Source organism: Streptomyces sp. S3(2020) (genome assembly GCF_013044505.1).
Classification (GTDB): domain Bacteria; phylum Actinomycetota; class Actinomycetes; order Streptomycetales; family Streptomycetaceae; genus Streptomyces.
The window spans coordinates 1-25,917 of sequence record NZ_JABERD010000135.1; the positions used below are offsets into that span (position 1 = coordinate 1).

A 25,917-nucleotide genomic window follows, 5' to 3' on the forward strand; every position below is an offset into this window, starting at 1 on the left:
GGGTGGTGACTCCGGCAGTGGGACGGGGCCGCGAGGGGCCCTGAGTCGCGGCACCCTTGGCCGGGTGGGCCGGGCGGGGTGCGACAGAGGTGGAGGGTTGCTGAGGGGCAGCGCCGTTGAGTGAGGTACGCGCGGAGGTCACCGGTCGATCGCTGACGTCGACCACTCCTGCACCATCGCTTTCGTGGGCCCCCGAGTGATCGGCCTCGGCAACGGGCCACGCCTCGCCGGCTCCCTCCCGATCGGCCCGACCGTCCCGTGCCAACGATGAAGGCACCCGCTGCGCTCCACCCGAATCGGCGTGACCCTGGCGAGCGACGGTCGACGGCGACCGGTCGGTTCCGTCCGGGGCTTCGGGAGTGATTGCGGCTGCGTCCGATAGCGACTCCTCGGCAGACGGCTTCGGCGGAGCATCGGATGTTCCGGACGCACTGGCCGAGGCCGGACCGTGTGCGGCGGTGTCGGGCTCTCGGATCGCGTCGGACCGGTGCCCGCCCTGGGTGGCCTGTGGCACGTCCGGGGCTTCTCCCGCTCCGGGACCCATGTCGCCGGTCTCGTCCGCGAGTTGGTGTACGAGGATGCTGTGGCGGAACGCGGTCTCGCCGACGTCGGCGCAGGTACTGCCGTACACGGAGAGGCGGCCGCCGCCCTCCCGTACGACCTCGACGGAGCGCTGTGCCGTGCGGGCCTCCTTGGTGAGAAGGGTCGCGAGGCGGGCGGCGTGCGGGGTCCGGACGGCGACTCGGGGGCGCAGGCGGGTGCGGGAGAAGTCGGCGGAATCCTGGTCGGCGACGAGTCGGCCCGCCTCGAGCGTGACGACCCGGTCGGAGGTGCGGGCAGCCTCCTTGGGGTCGGTGGTGGTGATCAGGACCGTGCCGCCCTGGGACGCGTGAGCGCGCAGCATGCCGTACAGCCAGCGGCTCTCGCTGGCGGAGAGCCCGTCGGCGGGATCGTCGAGGACAAGCGTGTGCGGGTCGGACAGCAGGGCGCAGGCCAGACCGAGGCGGCGGTCCATTCCGCGCGCGACGGTGCCGAGGCGTTCCTCGCGCAGACTGACGAGGCCGACGACCTCGAGCACTTCATCGGCGCGGCGCACCGGGACGCCCGCGGCGGCGCACAGCATGCGCAGATGACCGCGGACCGTGCGGGCGGGGTGCCCCGGCACATCACCGAGGAGCACACCGACCTCACGCGACGGATGGGCGATCCGTCGCAGGGGGCGCCCTCTGAAGTAGGTGACCCCGCGGCCCTGTTGGAGTTCGAGCATGAGTCTGAGTGCTGTCGTCTTACCCGCCCCCGAAGCGCCGAGCAGCGCGGTGACATGGCCCGCGCGCGCCTCGAAGGAGACGTCGTCGACAGCGGGCGGAAGCTCCTTGCGGGGGTTGCTGGTCAGTCCGAAGGCCTGGATCACCCGTAGCAAGATAGCGCGCTATGTCCTGTTTTGCGGGCATAGCGAGGCCCGCACCGCAAGCGGAAATGGGCCCGGCCGGGCCTGTGGTTCGACGCCTGTCGGCGAGACCGGTCGGCCTGGGCAGCAGCGGCGGCGTCACATCTCACGCCGTCGGCAAGGGGATTGAGCGATTGTCACACTTCGGGGCGGAGCATCGGCGGATTGAGCAACGTGGCGCCACCGGCCCGGAAGAGCTGGGCCGGACGGCCGCCCTGACGGGTGGTGGTGCCGCCGGTGGGAACGAGGAAGCCCGGCGTACCCGTCACCTTGCGGTGGAAGTTACGCGGGTCCAACGCCACCCCCCACACCGCTTCGTAGACGCGGCGCAGCTCGCCGACCGTGAACTCGGTGGGGCAGAACGCCGTCGCCAGCGACGAATACTCGATCTTGGAACGGGCGCGCTCCACGCCGTCCGCCAGGATCTGGGCGTGATCGAAGGCGAGCGGCGCGACCGGTTCGCCGTCACGGCCGTAACCGCTCTGCTGGAGCAGTTCCTCGACCGGCGCCCAGCGGGCGTTGCTGGCGTCGCCACCCGCGCGGGGTGCGGGCAGGTCGGGGGCGAGCGCGAGATGGGCGACACTGACCACCCGCATCCGAGGGTCGCGCTTGGGGTCACCGTACGTCGCGAGCTGCTCCAGATGGGCACCGTTGTCCTGCACGGGGACGGCCGGCTCATGGGCACGCAGCCCGGTCTCCTCGGCCAGCTCACGGGCCGCGGCCTGCGACAGGTCCTCGTCGGCCCGTACGAAACCGCCGGGGAGTGCCCAGCGCGCCTGGAACGGCGGTTCCCCCCTGCGCACCGCCAGCGCGCACAGGGCATGGCGGCGCACGGTCAGCACGACCAGGTCCACGGTGACGGCGAAGGGCGGAAAGGCTGACGGGTCGTAGGGCATGCGGCGATCATAGTCGTCTGCCTGACGATAAACACTCCCTTCGTCGACCGCATCGATGTCTGATCCACTGCGACTCAAGCGGGTTCCACTGTCCTCCCTGCCGTCGTGCTGCGGCACATCACAGGAGGTCACACCCCCAGTTGCAGCCCGTCGGCCGCCTCCTCGGCCATGGCGAGACCGAGCCGGCTGACGCGTACGGAGAACGGGGCACCCGCGATCCTCAGTCCGGTCAGGGCGATCTCGCCCAGTGGTGCGCTGCGCACCGGGCGCAGGGTGACGGTCCCGGCGGGGGCGTCGGGGCGGATGCCCGCGAGCGTGGTCAGCAGCAGTACGCCCGCTGCCGCCGCCGTGGCCGCGGGCCGGCACGCCGCCGGATGCGGGACGGGCGCGCTCCCGTGGGTGCGCTGCTCCCCCGCGTACATCTCGGGCAGCCGGTGGCCGAAGGCCTCAGCTGCCGCCAGTGTGCCCCGCAGCAGGGAGGCCGCTTCCTTCTCGTAGCCGGCGGCGGCCAGGCCGGCGAAGGCCACGGCCGTCTCGTGGGTGCGCACGGCTCCCCCGCGGTGGCCGAACGGGTTGTACCCCGCTTCTTTCGCGCCCAGGCCGCGCAACCCCCAACCCGAGTCCATCGCGGGGCTGCCGAGCAGTCGGGCGAGCTGTTCGGTCCGTACCTTGTCGAGCAGCCCGGACGCCCGCTCGCCGCCGCCCAGCAGACCGGTGTCGAGGAGGTGGACGGTTGCCACGCCCAGGTGCGGCACGAGTCGGCCGTCAGCGGCGCGGGCGACCGCGGGCCGGCCACCGCCCAGGTCGTCGATCCAGAACTCCTCCCTGAACGCGGTCCGCAGTTCCTGGGCCCATTGCCGCAGCCCGGCACCACCCGGTCTGCCACAGGCGTCCAGCAGGTCGGCGCCGAGCAGCGCGGCGCGATGGGCGTGGGCCTGTGTCTCACAACGGACCGGACCGGCGGGCTGGGGATCGCACAGGTACAGGGCGTCGCCCACGGTGGTCCGCAGCCAGTTCAGACAGCGCTCGGCCGTGGGCAGCAGTTCTTCCGTCTCCGGGTCGGGAAGCCCCCAGCGGCGGGCCTCCGCGAGGAGTACCGGGAACAGCAGCGTGGCTTCCGTACCGGTGCAACTCGGCGGGAGATGTGTGCCCGCGTCGCGTCTGGGCCCGGGAATCATGCCGGACTGCTCTCCCGGGCCCTGGATTTGGGTGCGGGCAAGGGTGCGCAGGGTGCCAGCGGCGAGCCGGGTACCGAGGGGCAGGAGCATCCGGGCCGCGGCAAGCGCCTCGGCCGGGGCCAGGCCGCAGCGCCAGGGCGCCCCGGCGGCCAGGTGTGTATCGGTGGGGTGTGCGGGGTCCCGCAGGAGCAGCGCCTGGAGGTCCTCGATGCTCGTCCGGAGCAGTTCCTGGACTCGGGAGTCGTCGCCCGCTGCCGTTGCCGGAGCGAGGGGGCTCGTGGCCGCCCGGCCCACGGCCCGGATGGGTCCCGCGCCGTCCGGGCGGACCCGCAGCTCCACGCTCGTACTGCCTCCTGGGGGCAGGACGAACTCCCAGCGGAGTAACCCGGCCGAGGCCAGCGCGTCGGCGGGCTGCGGGTCAGCCGTGACCGACGAGTTCCCGACGGGAGAGGACCAGCGCAGACCGGAGTCGTGGACGCTCGCGGGCAGTTCGGGTCCGGGGGCACCGCTCGCGATGGCCCCCAGGTCGGCCAGGTCCGTCCCTAGAGCCACCTCGACAGGTAGACGCAGCGGGCGCGGGGCCGAGCTGTACAAGGTGATCCGCTCTGTGCCGTCCGCGTGGCGGACGCGTTCGACGACGACGTCCGGGTCCGGGCCCGCGTGCGCGGAGGTCCGAACCGTTCCCAGGAAGCGGGCGCTGTCGGCCGTGGTCATGCGCGACTGGACCGCGACGGGTTCGCGTCCGGCGACTCGGACCTGGCAGCGGGACAGCACGCGCCGACCGGACCGGTAGAACCCCTCCAGCCCCCGTCCGGTCAACTGTCCTTGCTGCGTGGAGATCGCGAGGCCCGGAAGAGCGATGCAGATCAGGGCGGTGTGGACGGACGGCAGGTCGGCGGGGTGGCGGGGTGGTGGAAGGGGGTTGCCGTGACCAGGTGAAGCCGCCGGACGACCTGCCTGGCCGGTGGGCTGGGGCAGTGCCGAGCCACGGCCCGTGGGAGGCGGAGAGGTGAGCCCGCCGTCGGCCGACGGACCTGAGCGGCGTGGCCGGCCTGCCGATCGGGTGAGGGGCGGGCCGGACAGATGGGTCGGATCCTCATCCCTCAAGACGGGCGGGCTCAGCTTCCTCGCCCGGCTGGGGGGATCGGCCGGGTCGGCCTCCCACGAAGGGCCTGAGGCCGAGGGCATGGCAGGACCGGGGCGACCGACCGGGTCCGCTTCCCACGAGGGGACCGACGTCGGAGACATCGCCGGACCGGCGCGACCAACCAGGTCCGCCTCCCACGAGGGGACCGAAGTCTGAGACATCGCAGATTCAGGATGGCCGCCCGGTGCCGTCTCCTCTGAGCGCAGTGGGCCCGGAGCCGTCACCAGACCAGGGCGTGTGACCCGGCCCGTCGGCCAGGTGGAAGACGCACTCTCCTTGGACGACGTGGGTGCGTATCGGTTCTGGACGGGGGCCGCAGGGGGACCGCTCGGGCCTCCCTGCGCGTGCCGGTCGGCGCCGTCCGCGTGCGGTGGCACGCCAGTCTGCGGCCCTGGTCCGCCCGCGGCGGAGCGGTTGTCGTCGGCGGTGGAGGGCGGAGTCGGCTGATGCATGGGCGGCTTCTTCTGCGCTCTGTGCGCCTCGGGCATGGTCGGCATAGGAGTGTTGGGGTGTCGGGGTGTCGGGGTGGAAGTTCTGAACGGCCTGGGCGGCCCACCGGCAAGGCCCGTCCAGCGTTCCGCCACTCAGGTGAACGGAACAGAGCTCCTCAGGGTCACGCCTGCGGCCGACCGAGCCGACCGAATGGCGGCGGGTGTCGGGGCGGTCGTAGAGCGTCCGGGCCTCGGTGTGGGACGGCATGCCACGGGCCGGAACGGTCGGCCGAAGCCCACTGGGCAGGGCATGGGCCGACATACCTGAGGTCGGTGTTCGGTCGGCCGGGGCCCTTGGACGCCGAGGTGGGCGGACGTGCGGAAGTGCGGGTGTCCGAGTCCGGCGAGGCCCCTGGCCGGCAGCGCATGTAGACGTGCGGACGTACGGAGGTCCCGAGGACTCAGGTCCGGAGAGCCCAAGCCCTTTGCGCACCGACATCGACCTGCCTACCAACTCTTCCTCCTCACGCGTCACCGTCGGTGTCACCACCGCGACTTCGCACCGACCTCTTGCGTGTGCGGTTCACCCGCGCCGCCAGCGGCCTTGTGCCTCCCGTCGCCGTCGTACGAGGGCGGGGACCGCTCGCCCCGCGTCCCTGTGCCCCGGCGTCCACGCCGTCACCGGAGCGCGTCCTGCGACGGCGTCCGGTAGCCGGTGCGGCGCAGGGCTCAGGCCCGTCCGCATGGCCTGCCTCCGCGCCCTCCGCGCCCTCCGCGCCCTCGGGACTTCCGGAGTCCGGCTGTTCCCTGTCGCCCCGTTCCGCGCGCAGACAGCGGCGGATCGATTCCGGGTCCAAGCCCTCGTTGCAGGCCTGGTGCAGCAGCCGGGCGAAGAGGTACCCGGGGTCTGCGCCAAGTGCCATGGCCAAGGCTTCCCTGGCCTCCAGGTCGTCACCGGTGGACCAGGCGACCCAGCCGGCGAGGGTGAGCGGCGCGGCGGCATGTTCGCCGTACGGGCCGACGCAACGCCGGGCCAGTGCCCGCCACAGACGGAGCGCGAGGACGGCCTCGTCGCCCTCCATCCACTCGGCCGCGCGGTCGCGAGTGGTGCGGTCCTGCAGACCGAGAATGAGCGTCGCGGCCTCGTCGTGGTCGAGCAGTTGATCGTCGCGGAGATCCTCCGTGAGTGTGCCGGACACGGCCGGAGCCAGCGCGAAGCGCTGCATGATCTGCCTCGCGAGCTGAAGCGTCTCCTCGGCCACCCCCGTACGGCTCGCGCCGTCGATGATCCTCGGGACGATCGCCATGCTGCCCGTGTCCAGGGCGATTTCCTGAGCCAGTGCGGAAGCGTTCTCCCAGGGCAGCAGCCTGCCCCGCAGCTCCCTGAGGGTGCCGCGCACCTGAAGCCCCGCGTAGGTGGCGGCGGCCGCCAGGACGGACGTGCCGGGCAGGCCCATCGCCTCGCCCTCGGACGGGCAGCACTCTTCGCTTCCGCAGCAGTAGGACCAGAAGCGGCCGTCCGAAATGCACAGCGCCTCGATCACCGGTACGTCGAGGAGGCCGCACTCGACGCGCAGTTTCTGGGCGAGCCCCCTCAGGCGCTCCATCACCTGCCTGCCGGACTCGCCCTTCCCAGGCTCCTGGCAGAGGTAGGCGACCATCTGCTCGGGGCGGGCGCCCCTGCGTTCACTGCCGGTGACCAGTCCGTGCGCCAGCTGCCGTGCCACGGCGGGCCAGTCGTCGGCACTGCCGGGGATGCCGAGCCGGGCGCGGCCCCCGAAGCGCCCTCGGCCTCCCCTGTCATGGAGGGCGACCAGGACGATGCTGTCCTCGGGGCGGTATCCGAGCAGATACGGCAGGGCGTCGGCCAGTTCGGCCGGGGTGCGCAGCGTGACCTGATGCTCGCCGCCGTGGCCGTCGTACGTGGTGCAGTCGAGGTGGCCCATGGGCGTCGCATGCCCGCCCTGTGCACCGCGGTGTGTGCTCGGCTCGTGTCCCGCCGCATCGCCGTTTTCAGGGGATCCAGTCGTTTCGCTGTGGTTCGTCATGCGCAGACGATCTCGCGGATCATGAAGTTCCGCTTTGCCCTGTGGATAACCTCGACCAGGGACACGTCAATGCAGATCGTGACCGCGGCGCTCCGTCCACAGGTGCGGCCCCAGCACCCCCACCCCGAGCCGTCCGGGCCCGGATTGTCAGTGGCGTCCTGTTGTATGGACGCATGGAGCACACGAGCAACGTCGATCTCCGGGCGGCCGCCGACGCGGTTCTCGCCCGTCTCGTCGGGGACACCACGGGCACGGCCCGGCTGCGGGCGGACCAGTGGCGGGCGATCGAGGCGCTGGTGGCCGACAGACGGCGGGCTCTCGTCGTGCAACGCACGGGCTGGGGCAAGTCCGCGGTGTACTTCGTGGCGACGTCACTCCTGCGCTCCCGGGGCAGCGGCCCCACGGTCATCGTCTCGCCGCTTCTCGCGCTGATGCGCAACCAGGTCGACGCCGCGGCCCGGGCCGGCATCCACGCACGGACCATCAACTCCTCCAACACGGAGGAGTGGGACACGGTCCAGGCCGAGATCGCGGCGGGCGAGGTCGATGTCCTGCTCGTCAGCCCCGAGCGGCTCAACAACCCTGATTTCCGCGACCAGGTGCTGCCCAAGCTGTCCGCCGCGACCGGACTCCTCGTGGTGGACGAGGCGCACTGCATCTCCGACTGGGGCCACGACTTCCGCCCGGACTACCGGCGGTTGCGCACCATGCTCGCCGACCTCCCGCCCGGCGTCCCCGTGCTGGCGACGACCGCCACCGCCAACGCGCGCGTGACCGCCGACGTGGCCGAGCAGCTCGGCACCGGGGGCACCTCGGACGCCCTGGTCCTGAGGGGCCCGCTGGACCGGGAGAGCCTGAGCCTGGCCGTCCTGCCGCTGCCGGACGCCGCGCACCGGATGGCTTGGCTGGCCGACCACCTGGACCAATTGCCGGGCTCCGGCATCATCTACACGCTCACCGTGGCCGCCGCCGAGGAGGTCACCGCCTTCCTCCGGCAGCGGGGCCACACCGTCACGTCGTACACGGGCAAGACGGAGAACGCCGACCGACAGCAGGCCGAGGACGACCTGCTCGCCAACCGGGTCAAGGCCCTGGTCGCCACCTCCGCTCTGGGCATGGGCTTCGACAAGCCCGACCTGGGTTTCGTGGTCCACCTGGGCTCCCCCTCCTCCCCCATCGCCTACTACCAGCAGGTGGGCCGCGCGGGACGTGGGGTCGAGCACGCCGAGGTGCTCCTCCTGCCGGGCAAGGAGGACGAGGCGATCTGGGAGTACTTCGCCTCGCTCGCCTTCCCCTCCGAGGACCTCGTGCGCCGCACGCTCGACGTCCTCACCCGCGCGACCGGACCGATGTCGCTGCCCGCGCTGGAGCCGCTGGTCGAGCTGCGCCGTTCCCGGCTGGAGACCATGCTCAAGGTCCTGGACGTGGACGGGGCCGTCCACCGGGTCAAGGGCGGCTGGGTCGCGACCGGGGAGCCGTGGGCCTACGACGCGGGGCGGTACGACTGGGTCGCCCGGCAGCGCAAGACCGAACAGCAGGCGATGCGCGAGTACGCGTCCACAACGGACTGCCGGATGGAGTTCCTGCAGCGTCAGCTGGACGACGAGGGTGCCAAGCCCTGCGGCCGCTGCGACAACTGCGCGGGGACACGCTTCACCGCGGACACGTCGACGGCCGCACTGGACGCCGCACGCGTCGACCTGGGCCGGGCGGGCGTCGAGGTCGAGCCGCGCCGCATGTGGCCGACCGGGCTGCCGGCGATCGGTGTCGAACTGAAGGGGCGCATCCCGGCAGGCGAACAGACCGCCCCTGGACGGGCATTGGGCCGCCTGTCGGACATCGGGTGGGGAAACCGGCTGCGACCGATGTTCGCCCCGCATGCCCCGGACGGTCAGGTGCCGGACGACGTCGCGAAGGCGGTCGTGGGCGTGCTGGCCGACTGGGCCCGGGGTCCTGGTGGCTGGGCTTCGGGGACGGCGGACGCCCAGCCGCGGCCCGTCGGTGTCATCACCGTCCCTTCGCGCACCCGGCCTCAGCTGATCAAGTCCCTCGGTGCGCGCATCGCGGAAGTCGGCCGACTGCCGTTGCTGGGCTCGGTGGAGTACGCGGGCGAGGCGCCCCCGCTGTCCCGTAGCAACAGCGCCCAGCGCCTCAAGGCACTCGACGGAGCCCTCGTCGTGCCGCCCGACCTCTCCGCCGCGCTGGCCGAAGCCGGGGGTCCCGTCCTCCTCGTGGACGACTTCACCGAGACGGGCTGGACCCTCGCGGTGGTCGCCCGGATGCTCCGACGGGCCGGTGCGCAGGGGGTGTTGCCGCTGGTGCTGGCCGTACAAGGTTGATGACACCCAGTCGCGAAGCCCGGCCTCCGACGGCACACACGGTTCGCCCGGCACCTCGTGAGTCCGCACCTCTCTGAGGTGCGGGGATGCCCCAGGCGTCACACGGCACTTCGCAGGGTAGGGATATAAACCACACATCACCAGATTCCGGTCGCCGGCCCCAATTGCTCGTTGCCGCAACCAAGTTCGACAGGAAGAATTGAAGTCCGCTCCCCGCACGGCTCGCCCGTGGTCCGGTAGGGCTCTGCTGCGGCGTGCGTTCCCCCGAATCCGACCTCGCCCGCAGTGTGGGCGCGTAGCCGAAGGGAGGACCGTGACCTTCGGATTCGCTCCGTCCTCCGCGGCATCCACGTCGACGTCTGCCGACCTGTCCGCCGCATCCAACAACCCGCTGACCCGCATGCTCGAACCCGCGGAGTGGGCCGCAGCCGGGATTCCCCTGCTGCGCAACCCCCGGGAGGTCGTCAGCGGACTTCACTCCCGGCATCGCCCGAAGCCGGCGACCGCGATCGTGGCCGTGCTCGATCCGGACGAGCGGCTGCGCGCGAGTGCGTCGTTCACCCGACGCCCGGCCCCGGCCGACGGCTGGATGTTCCGCAACACGCTGCTCGCACAGCTGCGCCGGGTCATCCCGCACGACCTGCGGCGCCGCACTCCGGTGCGCACCGCCGTGCTGCTCTACTGCCGGGACGGCGACGCGCGTTGGACGCAGGAGGACGGGGCGTGGATGTGGGGCCTGCGGGACGCCTGCACGCTGCACGGGCTGCGCTGCGGCGCGTACATCACGCTGACCCGTGACGGCTGGCAGGTTCTCGGCGAGGGGCGCGGCGGCCGCCGCCCCAACTCCGACTCGTCGCCGGAGCCCTTCGCCCTCTCCGAGGCGCCGCCCCCGCTGCCCCGCACCGGCGGTGCCGCCTCGGAAGTCCTGCGTCGCGCGGCAGCCCGCTGAAGGGCCACCGGGGAACCCCGACCGGCCCCTTGCGGATCAGAGGTCGGGGAAACGCTCCGAGCTGACGCCGATGGAGCGGCCATGCTGAGCATGCCTACGGATCGCTCCGGTTCGCGTCACGATCAGCCGCGCACGGCACACGGCTTCGAACGACACACGAATTCGTACGGCATACGACTTCGTACGGCATACGACAGCCGGACGCGAGGAGCATCGGGCCGCCCGCTCAGCGATCGCCGGCCCTGCGCTGATCTGTGCTGCGGGCCGACGGCCCAACTCCCGCACGGCGTCACGGTGAACTCTGGCGAGGGCAGACGCGCACGGACCATCCCCACGATCGTCCGCGCACGACAAACCCCCCACTGTGCAGGTGCCGCCGAAGCAGCACCTTCGTCACCCCCGCGCCCCCGAAAGTGCCGGAACGGGCTCAGACGCCCGCGCCCAGCACCGAGTTGATCTGCTGCGGGTCGCCGCAGACGATCAGCAGGGTGCCGGCCCGGCCGTGCGCCAGGGGCAGAACGGTCGCGGCGAAGGAGTCGGGACCGCCGTTGACGGCGACCACGACCACGGGACGCGTGGTGGCACGGCCCAGTGCGGCGGCGTCGGTGTAGAAGACGTCGTCGCCCGCGTCGTGCTGGGCCCAGTAGGAGGCTTCGCCGAAGGTCAGCTCGTGGGTGGCCCACGGGTGCTGCTCGCCGGTGGTGATCACCAGCACCTCGCCGGGGGCACGACCCGAATCCAGCAGCATGTCCACGGCTTCCTCGGCGGCGTCGAGCGCGCCTTCGGCGGAGGCCGGGATCAGCTGGACCTGCGGGGATGCCGGAGCCGGAGCGGCGGCGGTGTGGGCAGCCGGACCCGACGGTCCGGGCTTGGCGGCCACGTCATGCGGCATGCGTTGCACCGGAGGCGTGGGCCGGAGGGGGCCGGGACGGCCGGGACGCGGATGCGCCGCGGGCCGAGGGCCGGGTACGGGACGAGGGGTCGGCGCGGTACGGCCACTGGCCGAAGTAGCGCGGGGACCCTGGGCACTCTCGTGAATCTGAGGCTCCTCGGGAAGGAGAGGCATGGCTGACTTCTATCAAACGTTGGTGCGACACGCGTCGGCGGGTGGCACATGAGTACGAACGGAACGGTCAGAAATCGAATCCGAGCTGGCCCTCGATCTCCGGAACGCCTCCGTCCGCCCAGCTGCGGGCCTTCTTGAGGTGCCGCCACTGGGGCAGCGCATCAAGATACGCCCACGACATCCGGTGGTACGGGGTGGGTCCCCGCTCCTCCAGTGCGGCCTTGTGCACGGGCGACGGATACCCGGCATTGTCCGCAAAACCGAAGTCTGCATGGTCGATACCCAGTTCGGCCATCATTTTGTCGCGCTGAACCTTGGCGATCACCGAAGCCGCCGCGACGGCCACGCACGACCGGTCACCCTTGATCACCGTACGGACCTTCCAGGGGACCCCGAGATAGTCGTGCTTGCCGTCGAGGATCACCGCGTCCGGCCGGACCGGCAGAACCTCCAGGGCACGGACCGCCGCCAGTCGCAACGCGGCCGTCATACCCAGGGCGTCGATCTCCTCCGGGGACGCGTGCCCGAGGGCGTACGACGTCACCCACTTCCGGAGTTCCTCGTCGAGCGCGGTGCGCCGTTTGACGGTGAGCAGCTTGGAATCGGTGAGGCCTTCGGGGGGTCGACGCAGTCCGGTGATCGCCGCGCAGACGGTGACGGGGCCGGCCCACGCGCCGCGCCCCACCTCGTCGACACCGGCAATGACCTTCGCTCCGGTCGTGGCACGGAGGGAGCGCTCGACAGCGTGTGTAGGTGGTTCGTACGGCATGGCGCCCTTAGCCTACGCCGCCTGGATCACCCGGCGACACCCTGGTTCCCCGAGCACCGCCGTGTCCGGCCCGAGCCACGTTCAGCCGTTGCTCGTCCGCAGCAGCGGAACCATCAACTGGTCGATCATCTCCTCGAGATCCTGATCGCTCCATTCGCTCCCGCACATCTTCGATCGGTACATCATCATCGCCGGTATGGCATCGAAGACGTAGCTGTTCGCCGCGTCGGAGCGGACCTCTTGCCGTTCGATTCCTCGGGTGATGACCTCTCGGAGCAGCCTGATGGTCGGCTCGACGACCCCGTCGAAGATCACCCCATGGAAGCGCTCCGCCTGGATGGGGTCGCATTCGTGAATCACGGCACGAAGAGCGAAACCCGGACGTGAGTACATCGCCTCACGCGCCTGCCTGCACAGCTCGAGCAGGTCCTCACGCACGCCTCCCAGATCGGGAGCCGTCTCGATGATCGGCAGCCCGGACTGCAGGGCGTCGGCGACGAGATCCTCCTTGGACGGCCAGCGTCGATAGACCGCGGCCTTGCCGGTCTGGGCGCCGGCGGCGACGCCCTCCATCGTGAGGCCTCTCCAGCCGACCGTACTGAGTTGTTCCAGCGCGGCATCGAGGATCGCGCGTTCGAGCACGGCGCCGCGCCGACGGAGGGAGGCCGCCTGAGCGGGGGCGGCCGTCCAGCGCGAGGTAACCATCTGAGTGACTCCAGCGAGCAGAGGAAGCGGGGATTCCGGGGACAAGGGGACGGCGCGCGGCGACGACGGGGGAATACGCCGCACGACGAGAACCTGAGTGAACGCTTGCGTTCACTATGAGGGACTCACTACGGTTGACGCGACAGTGAACGCGAGCGTTCACTAACGCACTTGTGGGGGACCCATAGTGACAACCTCTCAGTTGATCAAGGAACAGAAGCCAGGTGCGGCCCGCCGGGAAGGCCACCCCGGCATCGCGCTCGCAGTCATCGCGGCCTGCCAACTCATGGTGGTCCTCGACGCGACGATTGTGAACATCGCCCTCCCGCACATTCAAGACGCTCTCAAGTTCAGCACCACCGACCTCACCTGGGTCGTCAGCGCGTACACACTCACCTTCGGCGGGCTGCTGCTCCTGGGCGGCCGGGCCGGCGACATCCTCGGTCGGCGCCGGGTCTTCACGGCCGGCATCCTGCTGTTCACCTTCGCCTCGCTGCTCGGCGGACTCGCCCAGGAACCCTGGCAGTTGCTGGCCGCACGCGTCCTTCAGGGTGTCGGGGGCGCGATCGCGTCGCCCACCTCCCTGGCCCTCATCACCACCACGTTCCCCGAAGGCCCGGAACGGAACAGGGCGTTCGGAGTGTTCGCCGCGGTCTCCGCGGGCGGCGGCGCCATAGGCCTGCTCGCGGGCGGCATGCTCACCGAGTGGCTCGACTGGCGCTGGGTGCTCTTCGTCAATGTGCCGATCGGTGTCCTGATCGCCGTCCTCACGCCGCTGTACATCAGCGAGTCCGAACGGCACACAGGTCGCTTCGACATCGCCGGCGCCCTGACCTCGACGGCAGGCATGGCGTCCCTCGTCTACGGCTTCATCCGCGCGGCGGACCAGGGCTGGCGGGACAGTCTGGCCATCGGTTCGTTCGGCGCCGCGATCGTGCTGCTGGTCTCCTTCGTCTTCATCGAGACCCGGGCGAAGGAGCCGATCACACCATTGCGGATGTTCGCCGACCGCAACCGCTCGGGCACGTACGTGATCATGCTGAGCCTGGCCGCGGCGATGTTCGGCATGTTCTTCTACATCGTGCTCTTCGTGCAGAACGTGCTGGGGTACACGCCGATCGAGGCAGGCCTCGCCTTCCTTCCGGTGACGGTCGTGATCGCTCTGGGCGCGGGCCTGTCCCAGCGGTTCCTGCCGGTGCTGGGACCCAAGCCGTTCATGATCGTCGGTTCGGCGCTCTCGATGATCGGACTGTTCTGGCAGACCCTCATCAGCTCCGACAGCTCGTACGCCGGCGGAGTGCTCGGTCCGATGCTGGTCTTCGGTTTCGGCATGGGCCTGAACTTCGTCACATTGACGATCACCGCCGTCTCCGGGGTCGCCCAGCACGAGGCGGGCGCGGCGTCCGGGCTGCTCAACGCCACGCAGCAGGTGGGCGGCTCGCTCGGTCTGTCCATCCTGACCACGGTGTTCGGCACGGCCAGCAAGAACGAGGCGGAGAAGCAGCTGCCGCGGTTCATGGCCGACGCTTCGCCCGAGCAGAAGGCGGAGTTCGCCAAGACCCACGAGTTGCCCGCTCCCTGGGGACACGAAGTGCTCACCCAGGGCATCTCGACGGGATTCGTCGCCGCGGCCTCCATGGCGGTACTCGCCCTGGCCACCGCCTGGTTGGTCATCCGGGTCCGCAAGAGCGACCTGGAGGCGCTCGCGGGCGCGGCGGGCCCCGGAGTCGGCTGACTCCTCCTGGCCCGCGCCGGGTCGCGGATGGCCGGACCACGCCCAGGGAACCGAGGGCGAGAACGACGCTCCGGTCATCCGCACTCCGCGCAAGGGCCGCGACGAGACGCGGGCGGCGCCTCGCCGTACACCCCATGCTCCGGCCACGACGGCTGCCACGGCCAGCAGGACCACAAGCATCGACATGAACCGCATGACCACCCCCTGCACCCCTTGCGTGTCACCTGCCTGTGCGCCCCCATGGCTCACACAGCGGATGTCACGACAACGAGCGCACGGTCACGCAGAGTTCCCGGCATGCACAGAGAGTTTCCTAGAGGTGGATACAGCGAGGCCTCAGACGCCGACCGGTACCCACTCCGGCAGCGCCTCGGTGCGCCCCACCCACGCGGCAGGCGGTGTCCCCGCCTTGCCTCCGGCGATCACTCCGCCCACGATGGCGCAGGTCGTGTCCACGTCGCCGCCCACCTGAGCGGTCGACCAGAACGCCTCCTCGTAGTCCCCGAGGGACCGGGCGGCCGACCAGAGGGCGAAAGGCACCGTGTCATGGGCCGTCGTGCGCCGTCCGCAGCCCAGCACGGCCGCGACCGTGCCCGCGTCGCCGTAGTCGAGCATGTCGCGGGCGCGTCGCAGGCCTGCTCCGACGGCGCTCTTCGGGACGAGCGCGATGACCCCGTCGAGAAGTGCCTCGGGGCTGGGCGGCCCGCCGGGAGCCGCAGCCAGCGATGCCGCCGCGGCGACGGCCATGGCGCCCACCACGGCCTCGCGGTGCTGATGCGTGGGGTAGGCGGAGATCTCCGCCTGGTGGACCGCCTGCTCCGGGTCGTCCGCGTACCAGGCTCCCAGGGGGGCGATCCGCATCGCGGCGCCGTTGCCCCACGACCCCTGCCCGTTGAAGAGCGCGGCGGCGAGCTCCCGCCAGTCGCCGCCCTCCCGGACCAGTCGCAGAAGACGGTTGACGGCGGGGCCGTATCCACGGTCGAAGTCGTGGTGGTGGGCGAAGGAGTGGGCCAGCGCGTCCTGGTCGATCCGGTGGTGGGCGCCCAGGACCGCCACCACGGAGCAGGCCATCTCGGTGTCGTCCGTCCACTGCCAGGGCTCGGACGGCAGCTCACGGCGCTTCAGCAGCGGGTAGTTCACCGGCACGAAGAACTGCGAGCCCAACGCGTCCCCGACCGCGAGTCCGCGCAGGCTGGACAGGGCGCGGGCCATGCGCCCGTCGGGAGAGGAATCAGCGGTCATCGCTCTGCCACTCTATCCGGTGATCCCGTACGGTTCCGGATCTCGCCAGCGTTCGAAAGGCCGGTCAAGCGCGTACTTCCCGTCGTCTCCGAGAACGAGCATCCGCATCTCCGCGTTCCCCGGGTTCGACAGGGACTCGAATTCCGCGACGGACCAGTGGAACCAGCGCATGCAGAACAGGCGCATCGCGAGTCCGTGGGTCACCAGCAGGACGTTCGGCGGATGATCAGGGGCCTCGAAGCTGCGGAACAGGCTCTCCAGGAAGCCGCCGACCCGGTCGTACACGTCGGCCCCGGACTCTCCCTGGGCGAAGCGGTAGAAGAAGTGGCCGTAGGCGTCCCGGTAGGCCTTCTGCAGGCGTACGTCGTCACGGTCCTGCCAGTTCCCCCAGTCCTGCTCACGCAGTCGGGGCTCCTCACGCACGCGTACGAGGTCCGGGTCGAGGTGGAAGGCGCGGAACGTCTCGTGGGTGCGGCGGTACGGGGAGACGTACACGCTGACCCGCTCGCGGCCGAACACCTCGCGCACGCGTTTGCCGGTCTCCTCTGCCTGCTGCCAGCCCCGCTCGGTCAGTGCCAGAGCGTGGTCTGGCTCGCGTTCGTACACGGAGTCATCAACATTGCCCGTTGACTCGCCGTGCCGGACAAGGACGATGCGCCGTGGTCGTGCCATGCCAAGACCCTAGATCGAGTGATGGCCGATCGAGCACCCGTACGGCCTCCATACGGCGTACGTCACACATTTCCTGCACCACGAGCCACACCAGGGCGCACGATTCACAGTCCGGTTTTCAAACCGTCCAGCTCGGCTCCAGTTGCACGATGTCGCCCGTCAAGGACGCCACGTCCGCCTCCGTCTGGGCGCGCAGCGCGAGGCGCTCGATTCGCTCCGTCCGGTACTTGCCGTGCTCGGCGGCCGACTGCCACATCGACAGCACCAGGAACTCGTGGCCCGGCGCCTCACCGAACAGGCCGCGGATCATGCCGGGCGAACCGGCCATCGCGGGGTTCCAGACCTTCTCCTGCATCAGGGTGAAGTGCTCGGCGCGCTCACCGTGGACCCGACAGTGGGCGACCCGCACCAGGTCGGTGTCCGTGAAGCGCGGTTCGAAGCCGGTCTTCACGTCGAAGCGGTAGTCGAAGAGCTTGACCTGCGCGTCCTTGAACGTGCCCGACTGCGAGGACGCAAGCCGGTCGTGGGAACGGGCCATGAAGGAGTCGTAGAAGGAACGGCTCTCCCAGAAGGAGAAGATGTGCGCCACTCCGGGCCGCCCCCGGCTCCAGCCTCCGCCCTGTCCCCGAAACCCCGGCTCCCCCAGAAGCCCCGCCCATTTTCGCTGCCCCCGCTCGAAGCCGCGGCGGTCCACCACGGTGCAGCGAATCCACTTGACCAGCACCGCGCCATCGTACGGCCAGGCAGCGTGGCCCAGGTCACGCTCCGACAGAGATCTCTCCCGCGAGCGTCACGCGCGCGTGGCAGGATGGACAATCGGCCCCGACTGTCTGGCAGTTCGGACCGAGGACACGGGGAAGGGGAAACCTGGTGAACGCCCTCAACAAGGGGATCCGCAAGATCGAGGTCTCGCTGAAGTGGGATCCGAGTCCGGTGGGGAGCGCTGCCACCGATCTGGACATCGTCGCCGCGACGTATCTGGAGGCGGACCCGTACGGCGATCCCGCCTATGTGGTGCACTTCGACAGCCGCTCCCCTGACGGCACCATCACCCTCAACCGGGACAGCAAGGACGGCAAGGGCTTCGGCTGGGACGAGGTCATGACCCTGGAGCTCAACCGGCTCGACAGCCGGTACGCGCGCGTGGTCGTCGGTGTCGTCATCCAGCAGCGCTCCGAGGAGCGGACGTTCGTCGGCGTGATCAATCCGGCGTTGCGGATCCGCGAGGGATACACCGTGCTCACCGAGAACGACTTCGGCGATGTCCTCGGGGCCACGGCGGCGACGGTCGCGGAGTTCGTGCGAGACGGGTCCGGAACATGGGAGCTCCATCCCGGCATCCACGGCTTCGAGGACGACCCGGCGGAGTACACACGGTCCATGGGTCAGGCGCACCGGCCCTGATCAAGGGATGCTGGAACCCAGCCCTCTGAGCTCCAGCTCCGCCGCGATATCCGCGCGCCACGTCAACTGCCCGTCACCGGCAACAAGTCCGGCTCGGGCAGCCTCGTACCAGCCTCACGGCAGAGCGGCACGAGATACGCGTGACGCAACACCGCCCACCATGCAGCGGGACCGACGGAGTCCCGCTGCCTCTCCGAACCCGGACTCCTGGTCGGCGACCCGGCGTTGAAGGACCGTTCGGTCGACGGCCCGAGCGTGTCGTGCCCATGCCCGCGCCCCAGCTCGTCACCCGCTCCGCCAGGTGGCCAGGCGGCCAGCGTCTCCCGGCTTCCATGGCGTACGAGCCAACGACCGGTCGTACGGGCCCGATCGCCCCGCTCCGACGACGATCACCAGTCCGGGAACGACTCACCGTCGCAGTGACAGGGTGCGCGGCGTCCATAGGCGCAGGCGGAGCGCGTACTCGATCAAGGAGATGGTCACCTTGCTCACCAGAAGGTCGGGCGCGCGATTCTCTTGATCATTCAGAGGGGCTGGGCGTCGTGACCCACGGCCGCTGACGCACCTGACGACACGGGCCGCTCAAACCCGGGCGGGGAGCCGGCATTTCGCCGACTCCCCTCCTCTGGCAGTCACTTCACGCCTGAACGGCGCTCACTTTCAGCTGCAGCCGCTGGTCGAGCCGCAGCCCTCGCAGATGTAGCAGGAACCGGCCCGCTGCATCTTCGTACCGCAGGAGAAGCAGAGCGGGGCGTCGGCCTGGATACCCAGCTGCATCTCCACCAGCTCGGCGCTGGTGTGGGCCTGCTTCGGGGCGGGCTTGGCCGCCTCGACCTCGGCCTTGGGGGTGACGACGGCCTTCAGCTCCTGGGCGCGCGGCGCCGACTGGGCCAGCCCCTCGACGTCCACCTCGTCGTCGGACGGCTCGTACGAACCGGTCTCCAGGTGGCGCTGACGCTCCTCGGCGGAGTGGATGCCGAGCGCGGAGCGCGTCTCGAAGGGCAGGAAGTCGAGCGCCAGGCGGCGGAAGATGTAGTCGACGATCGACTGCGCCATCCGCACATCCGGGTCGTCCGTCATACCGGCCGGCTCGAAGCGCATGTTGGTGAACTTGGAGACGTACGTCTCCAGCGGCACGCCGTACTGGAGGCCGACGGACACCGCGATGGAGAAGGCGTCCATCATGCCCGCGAGGGTGGAGCCCTGCTTGGACATCTTCAGGAAGACCTCGCCGAGACCGTCGTCCGGGTAGGAGTTGGCGGTCATGTAACCCTCGGCGCCGCCGACCGTGAAGGACGTCGTGATGCCGGGACGGCCCTTGGGGAGGCGCTTGCGGACCGGGCGGTACTCGACGACCTTCTCGACCGTCTCACGGATGGTCGCCTCGGCCTTCGCCGTGACGGCGTCGGTCGCGGACTTCTCCTTCTCCTTGGTCTTGGCGGAGAGGGGCTGGCCGACCTTGCAGTTGTCGCGGTAGATGGCGAGCGCCTTGACGCCCATCTTCCAGGCCTCGAAGTAGACCTCTTCGACGTCCTCGACAGTCGCCGTCTCCGGCAGGTTGACCGTCTTGGAGAGCGCACCGGAGATCCACGGCTGGATCGCCGCCATCATGCGGACGTGGCCCATCGCGGAGATGGAACGCTCGCCCATGGCGCAGTCGAAGACCTCGTAGTGCTCGTGCTTGAGGCCGGGGGCGTCGACGACATTGCCGTTCTCGGCGATGTGGGCGACGATCGCCTCGATCTGCTCCTCCTGGTAACCCAGGCGGCGCAGAGCCTGCGGAACGGTGCCGTTGACGATCTGCATCGAGCCGCCGCCGACCAGCTTCTTGAACTTGACCAGGGCGAGGTCGGGCTCGAGGCCGGTGGTGTCGCAGGACATCGCGAGACCGATGGTGCCGGTCGGGGCGATGACGGATGCCTGGGAGTTACGGAAACCGTTCTTCTCACCGACACGCAGCACGTCCTGCCAGGCCTCCGTGGCGGCGGCCCAGATCGGCGAGTCCAGGTCGTCCACGCGGACAGCCTTGGTGTTCTCGTCAGCGTGCTGCTTCATGACCCGAAGGTGCGGCTGCGCGTTGCGGGCGTAACCGTCGTACGCGCCGACGACCGCGGCGAGTTCGGCGGAACGCTTGTACGACGTGCCGGTCATCAGGGAGGTGATGGCGCCGGCGAGGGCCCGGCCGCCGTCCGAGTCGTACGCGTGGCCGGTCGCCATCAGCAGGGCGCCGAGGTTGGCGTAGCCGATGCCGAGCTGGCGGAACGCGCGCGTGTTCTCACCGATCTTCTGCGTCGGGAAGTCCGCGAAGCAGATGGAGATGTCCATCGCGGTGATGACGAGTTCGACGACCTTGGCGAAGCGCTCGACCTCGAAGGACTGGTGGCCCTTGCCGTCGTCCTTGAGGAACTTCATCAGGTTCAGCGAGGCGAGGTTGCAGGACGTGTTGTCCAGGTGCATGTACTCGCTGCAGGGGTTCGAGCCGTTGATACGGCCGGACTCCGGGCAGGTGTGCCAGTGGTTGATGGTGTCGTCGTACTGGATGCCCGGGTCGGCGCAGGCCCAGGCCGCCTCGGCCATCTTGCGGAACAGGGACTTGGCGTCGACCTCTTCGATGACCTCGCCGGTCATACGGGACGTCAGGCCGAACTTGCCGCCCGTCTCGACGGCCTTCATGAACGTGTCGTTCACACGGACCGAGTTGTTGGCGTTCTGGTACTGGACGGACGTGATGTCGTCGCCGCCCAGGTCCATGTCGAAGCCCGCGTCGCGCAGGGCGCGGATCTTCTCCTCTTCCTTCACCTTGGTCTCGATGAAGTCCTCGATGTCGGGGTGGTCGACGTCGAGGATGACCATCTTGGCGGCGCGACGGGTCGCACCACCCGACTTGATCGTTCCCGCGGAGGCGTCGGCACCGCGCATGAAGGAGACGGGACCCGAGGCGTTGCCGCCCGAGGAGAGCAGCTCCTTGGAGGAACGGATCCGGGACAGGTTCAGGCCGGCGCCGGAGCCGCCCTTGAAGATCATGCCCTCTTCCTTGTACCAGTCGAGGATGGACTCCATGGAGTCGTCGACGGCCAGGATGAAGCACGCGGAAACCTGCTGCGGCTGCGGGGTTCCGACGTTGAACCAGACGGGGCTGTTGAAGCTGAAGATCTGGTGCAGGAGGGCGTACGCCAGCTCGTGCTCGAAGATCTCTGCATCGGCGGGCGAGGCGAAGTACTTGTAGTCCTCGCCGGCCTTCCGATACGTCTTCACGATGCGGTCGATCAGCTGCCTGAGGCCGGTCTCGCGCTGCGGGGTGCCGACGGCACCGCGGAAGTACTTGCTGGTAACGATGTTGACCGCGTTCACCGACCAGAAGTCGGGGAACTCGACGCCACGCTGCTCGAAGTTCACCGAGCCGTCGCGCCAGTTGGTCATGACGACGTCACGGCGCTCCCAGGCCACCTCGTCGTACGGGTGCACGCCAGGAGTGGTGTGGATGCGCTCGATACGCAGTCCCTTGGTCGCCTTGGTGCCCTTGGCGCGGGAACTCCGTGCCGGACCGCTCGCCGTCTCTGTCATGCCGCCTCCCTCTACGGGCTAAAACGCCCTGAAGTGCCCTGATGTTCCCGGGCACGGTGTTCTGTCTGGTGTTGCGGGCACCCTCTCGCTGCCACCCGCAACAGGTCTTCGTCCGCCGCCGTCCAGGCCGGTCCCGGTGTCTCCGACCGGGCCGGCCCTCCGATCAGTCGGCGGCGCCTGCGGGCTCGGGGACCTGAACGGCCTCTCCCGACCCGCGGTCGTCTTCCTGGCTCCCCGTGACAACACCTTCGCGGTCCTCGTCGTCCGCAACGGGGCGTCCCGCCGATTGCCTGAGCTCCACGATCGCGGCCTCGAAGTCCTCGAGCGAGTCGAACGCCCGGTAGACGGAGGCGAATCGCAGATAGGCCACCAGGTCGAGCTCCTGCAACGGGCCGAGTATGGCCAGCCCCACGTCATGAGTGGTCAGCTCGGCGCTTCCGGTGGCCCGCACCGCCTCCTCGACCCGTTGGCCGAGTTGAGCGAGCGCGTCCTCGGTGACAGGTCGTCCCTGGCATGCCTTGCGCACACCGTTGATGACCTTGGTACGACTGAAAGGCTCGGTGACTCCGGACCGCTTGACCACCATGAGCGAACACGTCTCCACAGTCGTGAAACGACGGGAGCAGTCCGGACACTGGCGGCGCCTGCGGATCGACGTGCCGTCGTCGGTCGTACGACTGTCGACGACGCGGCTGTCGGGGTGCCTGCAGAAGGGGCAGTGCATGAAGTCCCAACCCTCCTCACAGCAGACTCAATAGCCTCGCTGGGCCTCTTGGGCCCCTCGAAGCAGCCCCAAGCATAGGCGATCGCGGAGGGTCCGAAGACCCGGGGGACCACAACTTCTGGGCTGCTGTAGCAATCCAAGCACTAGATGTAGGGATCGGCTCTATAAACACGCCGTACGCGCGTGTCGCACCCGTATTGGCATGTGCCGCACGACAACGCCGCCACGCCGGGGACGCTCATGCACAGGCGTACCGCTGCGGCGCATGCGGAGATACCGTGGGCACCGCACGGAGGGGACGTGGGGCTCCCGCACAGATGAGGACCGGGCCCCTGTCGCCGGAACACCGGATGGCAGACTGGGGCAACAACCCACGGGGTCACCACCTCGGCGGTGAAGAGTACAACAATGAGCCCTTTTGTCCGCTGGACATCGCGTTAGCCATACACCCAGACACATGATCGCGGCGGGCAATCCGCGATTTTTCACTCGAACGTGTGTTTGGCGCAACCTTTCGAAAGCAACTACCGTTGTCCAGCAGGGAGACCATCGAGAGGGGCCGACGTGACCACCACCGCAGACAGTGCCACCATCACTGCCCAGGACCGCTCCCAGGGCCGACTCGAGCCGGTGCATGCGATGAACGAAGCCACGAATCCCGAGGGGCACAAGCGCTCCCTGCCGGGCCGACCTCCAGGCATCCGGGCGGACAGCTCGGGGCTCACCGACCGGCAGCGCCGGGTGATCGAGGTCATCAGGGACTCCGTGCAGCGGCGCGGCTACCCGCCGTCCATGCGGGAGATCGGACAGGCCGTCGGCCTCTCCAGCACCTCCTCTGTCGCACACCAGCTCATGGCACTGGAGCGCAAGGGCTTCCTGCGCCGCGACCCGCACCGCCCGCGCGCATACGAGGTGCGCGGCTCCGACCAGGCCGCCTCCGTGCAGCCCACGGACACCGCCGGCAAGCCCGCCGCGTCCTACGTCCCGCTGGTGGGCCGTATCGCCGCAGGTGGCCCGATCCTCGCGGAGGAGTCCGTCGAGGACGTGTTCCCGCTCCCCCGACAGCTCGTCGGTGACGGTGAGTTGTTCGTGCTGAAGGTCGTCGGCGACTCCATGATCGAGGCCGCGATCTGCGACGGCGACTGGGTCACGGTCCGTCGCCAGCCCGTCGCCGAGAACGGCGACATCGTGGCCGCGATGCTCGACGGCGAGGCCACCGTCAAGCGCTTCAAGCGCGAGGACGGCCACGTGTGGCTGCTCCCGCACAACGCCGCGTACGAGCCGATTCCCGGCGACGACGCGACCATCCTCGGCAAGGTGGTGGCGGTGCTGCGCCGCGTGTGACGGCTGCGGCGAGCGGACCACTTCGAGGTCCGCCCTCTGACTGGGCCTCGGGACCTCTGCGCCGGTTCCGGGGCCCAGCGCTGTGCGGGGTGCCCTGTGACGTATCCCAGGGCACCCGGTGTCTTCCAGAGGGTGTGGGTTGGCCCGACCGGAGCCGGTCGGGCCAACCCACACCCTTACTCTTCTTCCGCCGGCTTCGCCGCCGCGTCGATCGCCGCCAGCGACCTCCGGACCTGGTTGCGGTCCGTCGTGTACCAGAAGTCGGGCAGTGACGTCTTCAGATAGCTCCCGTATCGCGCGGTGGCGAGCCGCTGATCCAGTACGGCGACCACTCCACGGTCCCCCGATGCCCGTACGAGACGGCCGGCGCCCTGCGCCATGAGCAGCGCCGCGTGCGTGGCGGCTACCGCCATGAAGCCGTTGCCACCCGCATCCTCCACCGCCTTCTGCCGGGCGCTCATGAGGGGGTCGTCGGGGCGCGGGAACGGGATCTTGTCCATGACGACCAGTTGGCAGCTGGGGCCGGGGACGTCGACGCCCTGCCACAGCGACAGCGTGCCGAACAGGCACGTCTTCGGGTCTGCCGCGAAGTTCTTGATCAGCTCGCCGAGGGTCTCCTCGCCCTGGAGAAGGATCGGGAACTCGGGGATGCGGGACCGCAGTTCCTCGGCGGCGAGCTGGGCGGCCCGCATCGAGGAGAACAGGCCCAGGGTGCGGCCGCCTGCCGCCTGGATCAGTTCCGTCAGCTCGTCGAGCATGTCCGCGCGGTCGCCGTCCCGCGCGGGGCGCGAGAGATGCTTGGCGACATAGAGGATGCCCTGCTTCGGGTAGTCGAAGGGCGAGCCGACGTCGACGCCCTTCCATTGCGGGACGTCGTCCCCCTCGGTGCCCTCGGGGGCGAGTCCCAGGGAGGCGCCGACGCCGTTGAAGTCGCCGCCCAGCTTCAGGGTCGCCGAGGTCAGGACGACGGAACGGTCCGCGAAGAGCTTCTCCCTCAGCAGGCCCGACACGGACATGGGGGCCACGCGCAGGGAAGCGCCGAAGCGGTCGTGCCGTTCGTACCAGACGACGTCCCACTCGGAGCCGTTGGTGATCCGCTCCGCCACGTCGTGCACGTTCTCCACAGCCGCCAGAGCCTGCTTGCGTACGGCGTCCTCGTCCTGGACGGACTTGTCGCGAGTGGCACCGATGGCGGAGATGACGGTGCGGGCGGCGTCGCGCAGCGCCATGAGGGCGTAGCCGAGGTCTTCCGGGATCTCCTCCAGGCGGCCCGGCAGCGCGAGCTCCATCAACCGCTCGAAGCCCTCGGCTGCGGTCTGGAGCTGGTCGGCGGCCTTCTCGTTGACGAGCTTCGCCGCCCGGCGCACCGCGCGGTTGACCTGCCCCGGGGTGAGCTCGCCGGTGGCGACGCCGGTGACCCGGGAGACCAGTTCGTGTGCCTCGTCGACGATCAGTACCTCGTGCTGCGGGAGCACCGGGGCGCCCTCGATGGCGTCGATGGCGAGGAGCGCGTGGTTGGTGACGACGACCTCGGCGAGCTTGGCGCGCTCACGGGCCATCTCGGCGAAGCACTCCGCGCCGTACGCGCACTTCGTGGCTCCCAGGCACTCCCGGGACGACACCGACACCTGGGCCCAGGCCCGGTCGGATACGCCCGGGGTGAGGTCGTCGCGGTCACCGTTCTCCGTCTCGTCCGACCAGTCGCGGAGTCGCAGCAGGTCCTGGCCCAGCTTGCTGGTGGGCGCGGCCGCCTCGAACTGGTCGAAGAGCCCCTCCTCCTCGTCCTGCGGGACGCCCTCGTGGAGGCGGTGCAGACACAGGTAGTTCGACCTGCCCTTGAGCATCGCGAACTCCGGGCGGCGGCGGAGCTGAGGGTGCAGCGCGTCGACCGTGCGCGGAAGGTCCCGCTCGACGAGCTGGCGTTGCAGGGCCAGGGTGGCCGTGGCCACGACGACTCTCTCCCCGTGCGCGAGCGCGGGCACGAGATAGCCCAGCGACTTTCCGGTGCCGGTGCCGGCCTGGACCAGCAGATGGGAGCCGTCGTCGATCGCCTCCGCGACGGCTTCGGCCATGGTCACCTGACCTGGGCGCTCCGTGCCGCCGACGGCAGCGACGGCGGCATGCAGGAGTTCGGGGAGTGAGGGCTTCGTCATAGCGCGACAACCCTACGGCCCACCACTGACAAACGAGCTGTCTCTTATCACCACCTGACGCTGCCCACCAAAGAGAAAGTGTAAAACCGGCTGGGTGCACCACA

Annotated in this window: 18 protein-coding genes; 5 read left to right on the top strand and 13 right to left on the bottom strand. The window is 69.9% G+C overall.

Going from position 1 to position 25,917, the window contains the following annotated elements:
• From HLK59_RS51390 to HLK59_RS32975, 4 genes are all read right to left on the bottom strand, one after another.
• A partial coding sequence (locus tag HLK59_RS51390; protein ID WP_346779858.1) for an ATP-binding cassette domain-containing protein occupies positions 1-1,411 on the bottom strand: 1,411 nt, incomplete at its 3' end.
• 173 nt (positions 1,412-1,584) lie between these two features.
• On the bottom strand, positions 1,585-2,343 hold the full coding sequence (locus HLK59_RS32965) for an NUDIX hydrolase (RefSeq protein ID WP_171145248.1): 759 nt from the start codon (positions 2,341-2,343) through the stop codon (positions 1,585-1,587).
• Between the two features lie 128 nt (positions 2,344-2,471).
• Positions 2,472-4,388 carry a glycogen debranching N-terminal domain-containing protein gene (locus tag HLK59_RS32970; RefSeq protein ID WP_346779859.1) on the bottom strand — a complete coding sequence of 639 codons (1,917 nt, stop codon included), beginning with the start codon at positions 4,386-4,388 and terminating at the stop codon, positions 2,472-2,474.
• Between the two features lie 1,235 nt (positions 4,389-5,623).
• Positions 5,624-7,147, bottom strand: a complete 1,524-nt coding sequence (locus HLK59_RS32975; RefSeq protein ID WP_171145249.1) for a DUF4192 domain-containing protein — start codon at positions 7,145-7,147, stop codon at positions 5,624-5,626.
• Between the two features lie 173 nt (positions 7,148-7,320).
• Between HLK59_RS32975 and HLK59_RS32980 the strand changes: the two genes are divergently transcribed.
• Both HLK59_RS32980 and HLK59_RS32985 read left to right on the top strand, forming a co-directional pair.
• On the top strand, positions 7,321-9,486 hold the full coding sequence (locus HLK59_RS32980; protein ID WP_171145250.1) for a RecQ family ATP-dependent DNA helicase: 2,166 nt from the start codon (positions 7,321-7,323) through the stop codon (positions 9,484-9,486).
• A 313-nt stretch (positions 9,487-9,799) separates the two neighbouring features.
• A complete protein-coding gene (locus HLK59_RS32985) occupies positions 9,800-10,435 on the top strand; it encodes a hypothetical protein (protein ID WP_171145251.1) in 636 nt (211 codons plus the stop codon).
• A gap of 427 nt (positions 10,436-10,862) precedes the next feature.
• Here HLK59_RS32985 and HLK59_RS32990 read toward each other — a convergent pair whose 3' ends face one another.
• The 3 genes from HLK59_RS32990 to HLK59_RS33000 all read right to left on the bottom strand — a co-directional run bounded on the left by HLK59_RS32990 (position 10,863) and on the right by HLK59_RS33000 (position 12,975).
• Positions 10,863-11,501 carry a hypothetical protein gene (locus tag HLK59_RS32990; RefSeq protein ID WP_171145252.1) on the bottom strand — a complete coding sequence of 213 codons (639 nt, stop codon included), beginning with the start codon at positions 11,499-11,501 and terminating at the stop codon, positions 10,863-10,865.
• A gap of 67 nt (positions 11,502-11,568) precedes the next feature.
• A complete protein-coding gene (locus HLK59_RS32995) occupies positions 11,569-12,270 on the bottom strand; it encodes a ribonuclease HII (protein WP_171145253.1) in 702 nt (233 codons plus the stop codon).
• An 81-nt stretch (positions 12,271-12,351) separates the two neighbouring features.
• Positions 12,352-12,975 (bottom strand): TetR/AcrR family transcriptional regulator, encoded by a 624-nt coding sequence (locus HLK59_RS33000; protein ID WP_171145254.1) that lies wholly within the window; start codon positions 12,973-12,975, stop codon positions 12,352-12,354.
• A gap of 187 nt (positions 12,976-13,162) precedes the next feature.
• Between HLK59_RS33000 and HLK59_RS33005 the strand changes: the two genes are divergently transcribed.
• Positions 13,163-14,710, top strand: coding sequence for an MFS transporter (locus HLK59_RS33005; protein WP_171145255.1), 1,548 nt, complete (start codon positions 13,163-13,165; stop codon positions 14,708-14,710).
• Positions 14,711-15,046: 336 nt separating this feature from the next.
• Here HLK59_RS33005 and HLK59_RS33010 read toward each other — a convergent pair whose 3' ends face one another.
• From HLK59_RS33010 to HLK59_RS33020, 3 genes are all read right to left on the bottom strand, one after another.
• On the bottom strand, positions 15,047-15,952 hold the full coding sequence (locus tag HLK59_RS33010) for an ADP-ribosylglycohydrolase family protein (protein WP_171145256.1): 906 nt from the start codon (positions 15,950-15,952) through the stop codon (positions 15,047-15,049).
• 12 nt (positions 15,953-15,964) lie between these two features.
• Entirely contained in the window at positions 15,965-16,624 is a 660-nt protein-coding gene (locus tag HLK59_RS33015) for a histidine phosphatase family protein (RefSeq protein WP_171145257.1), read from the bottom strand.
• A gap of 118 nt (positions 16,625-16,742) precedes the next feature.
• Positions 16,743-17,348, bottom strand: coding sequence for a YdbC family protein (locus HLK59_RS33020; RefSeq protein ID WP_171145258.1), 606 nt, complete (start codon positions 17,346-17,348; stop codon positions 16,743-16,745).
• 146 nt (positions 17,349-17,494) lie between these two features.
• Between HLK59_RS33020 and HLK59_RS33025 the strand changes: the two genes are divergently transcribed.
• Positions 17,495-18,028, top strand: a complete 534-nt coding sequence (locus tag HLK59_RS33025) for a TerD family protein (RefSeq protein ID WP_171145259.1) — start codon at positions 17,495-17,497, stop codon at positions 18,026-18,028.
• 660 nt (positions 18,029-18,688) lie between these two features.
• Here HLK59_RS33025 and HLK59_RS33030 read toward each other — a convergent pair.
• Both HLK59_RS33030 and nrdR read right to left on the bottom strand, forming a co-directional pair.
• Positions 18,689-21,592 carry a vitamin B12-dependent ribonucleotide reductase gene (locus tag HLK59_RS33030; RefSeq protein WP_171145260.1) on the bottom strand — a complete coding sequence of 968 codons (2,904 nt, stop codon included), beginning with the start codon at positions 21,590-21,592 and terminating at the stop codon, positions 18,689-18,691.
• A 163-nt stretch (positions 21,593-21,755) separates the two neighbouring features.
• The gene (gene nrdR, locus HLK59_RS33035; RefSeq protein ID WP_171145261.1) at positions 21,756-22,316 is read right to left on the bottom strand and encodes a transcriptional regulator NrdR; all 561 of its coding nucleotides are present in this window, start codon (positions 22,314-22,316) and stop codon (positions 21,756-21,758) included.
• A gap of 564 nt (positions 22,317-22,880) precedes the next feature.
• Between nrdR and lexA the strand changes: the two genes are divergently transcribed.
• A complete protein-coding gene (lexA, locus tag HLK59_RS33040; protein WP_171145262.1) occupies positions 22,881-23,660 on the top strand; it encodes a transcriptional repressor LexA in 780 nt (259 codons plus the stop codon).
• A 176-nt stretch (positions 23,661-23,836) separates the two neighbouring features.
• Here the strand turns inward: lexA and HLK59_RS33045 are convergent, their stop codons facing one another.
• Positions 23,837-25,813, bottom strand: coding sequence for an ATP-dependent DNA helicase (locus HLK59_RS33045; RefSeq protein ID WP_171145263.1), 1,977 nt, complete (start codon positions 25,811-25,813; stop codon positions 23,837-23,839).
• Positions 25,814-25,917: the final 104 nt, after the last annotated feature.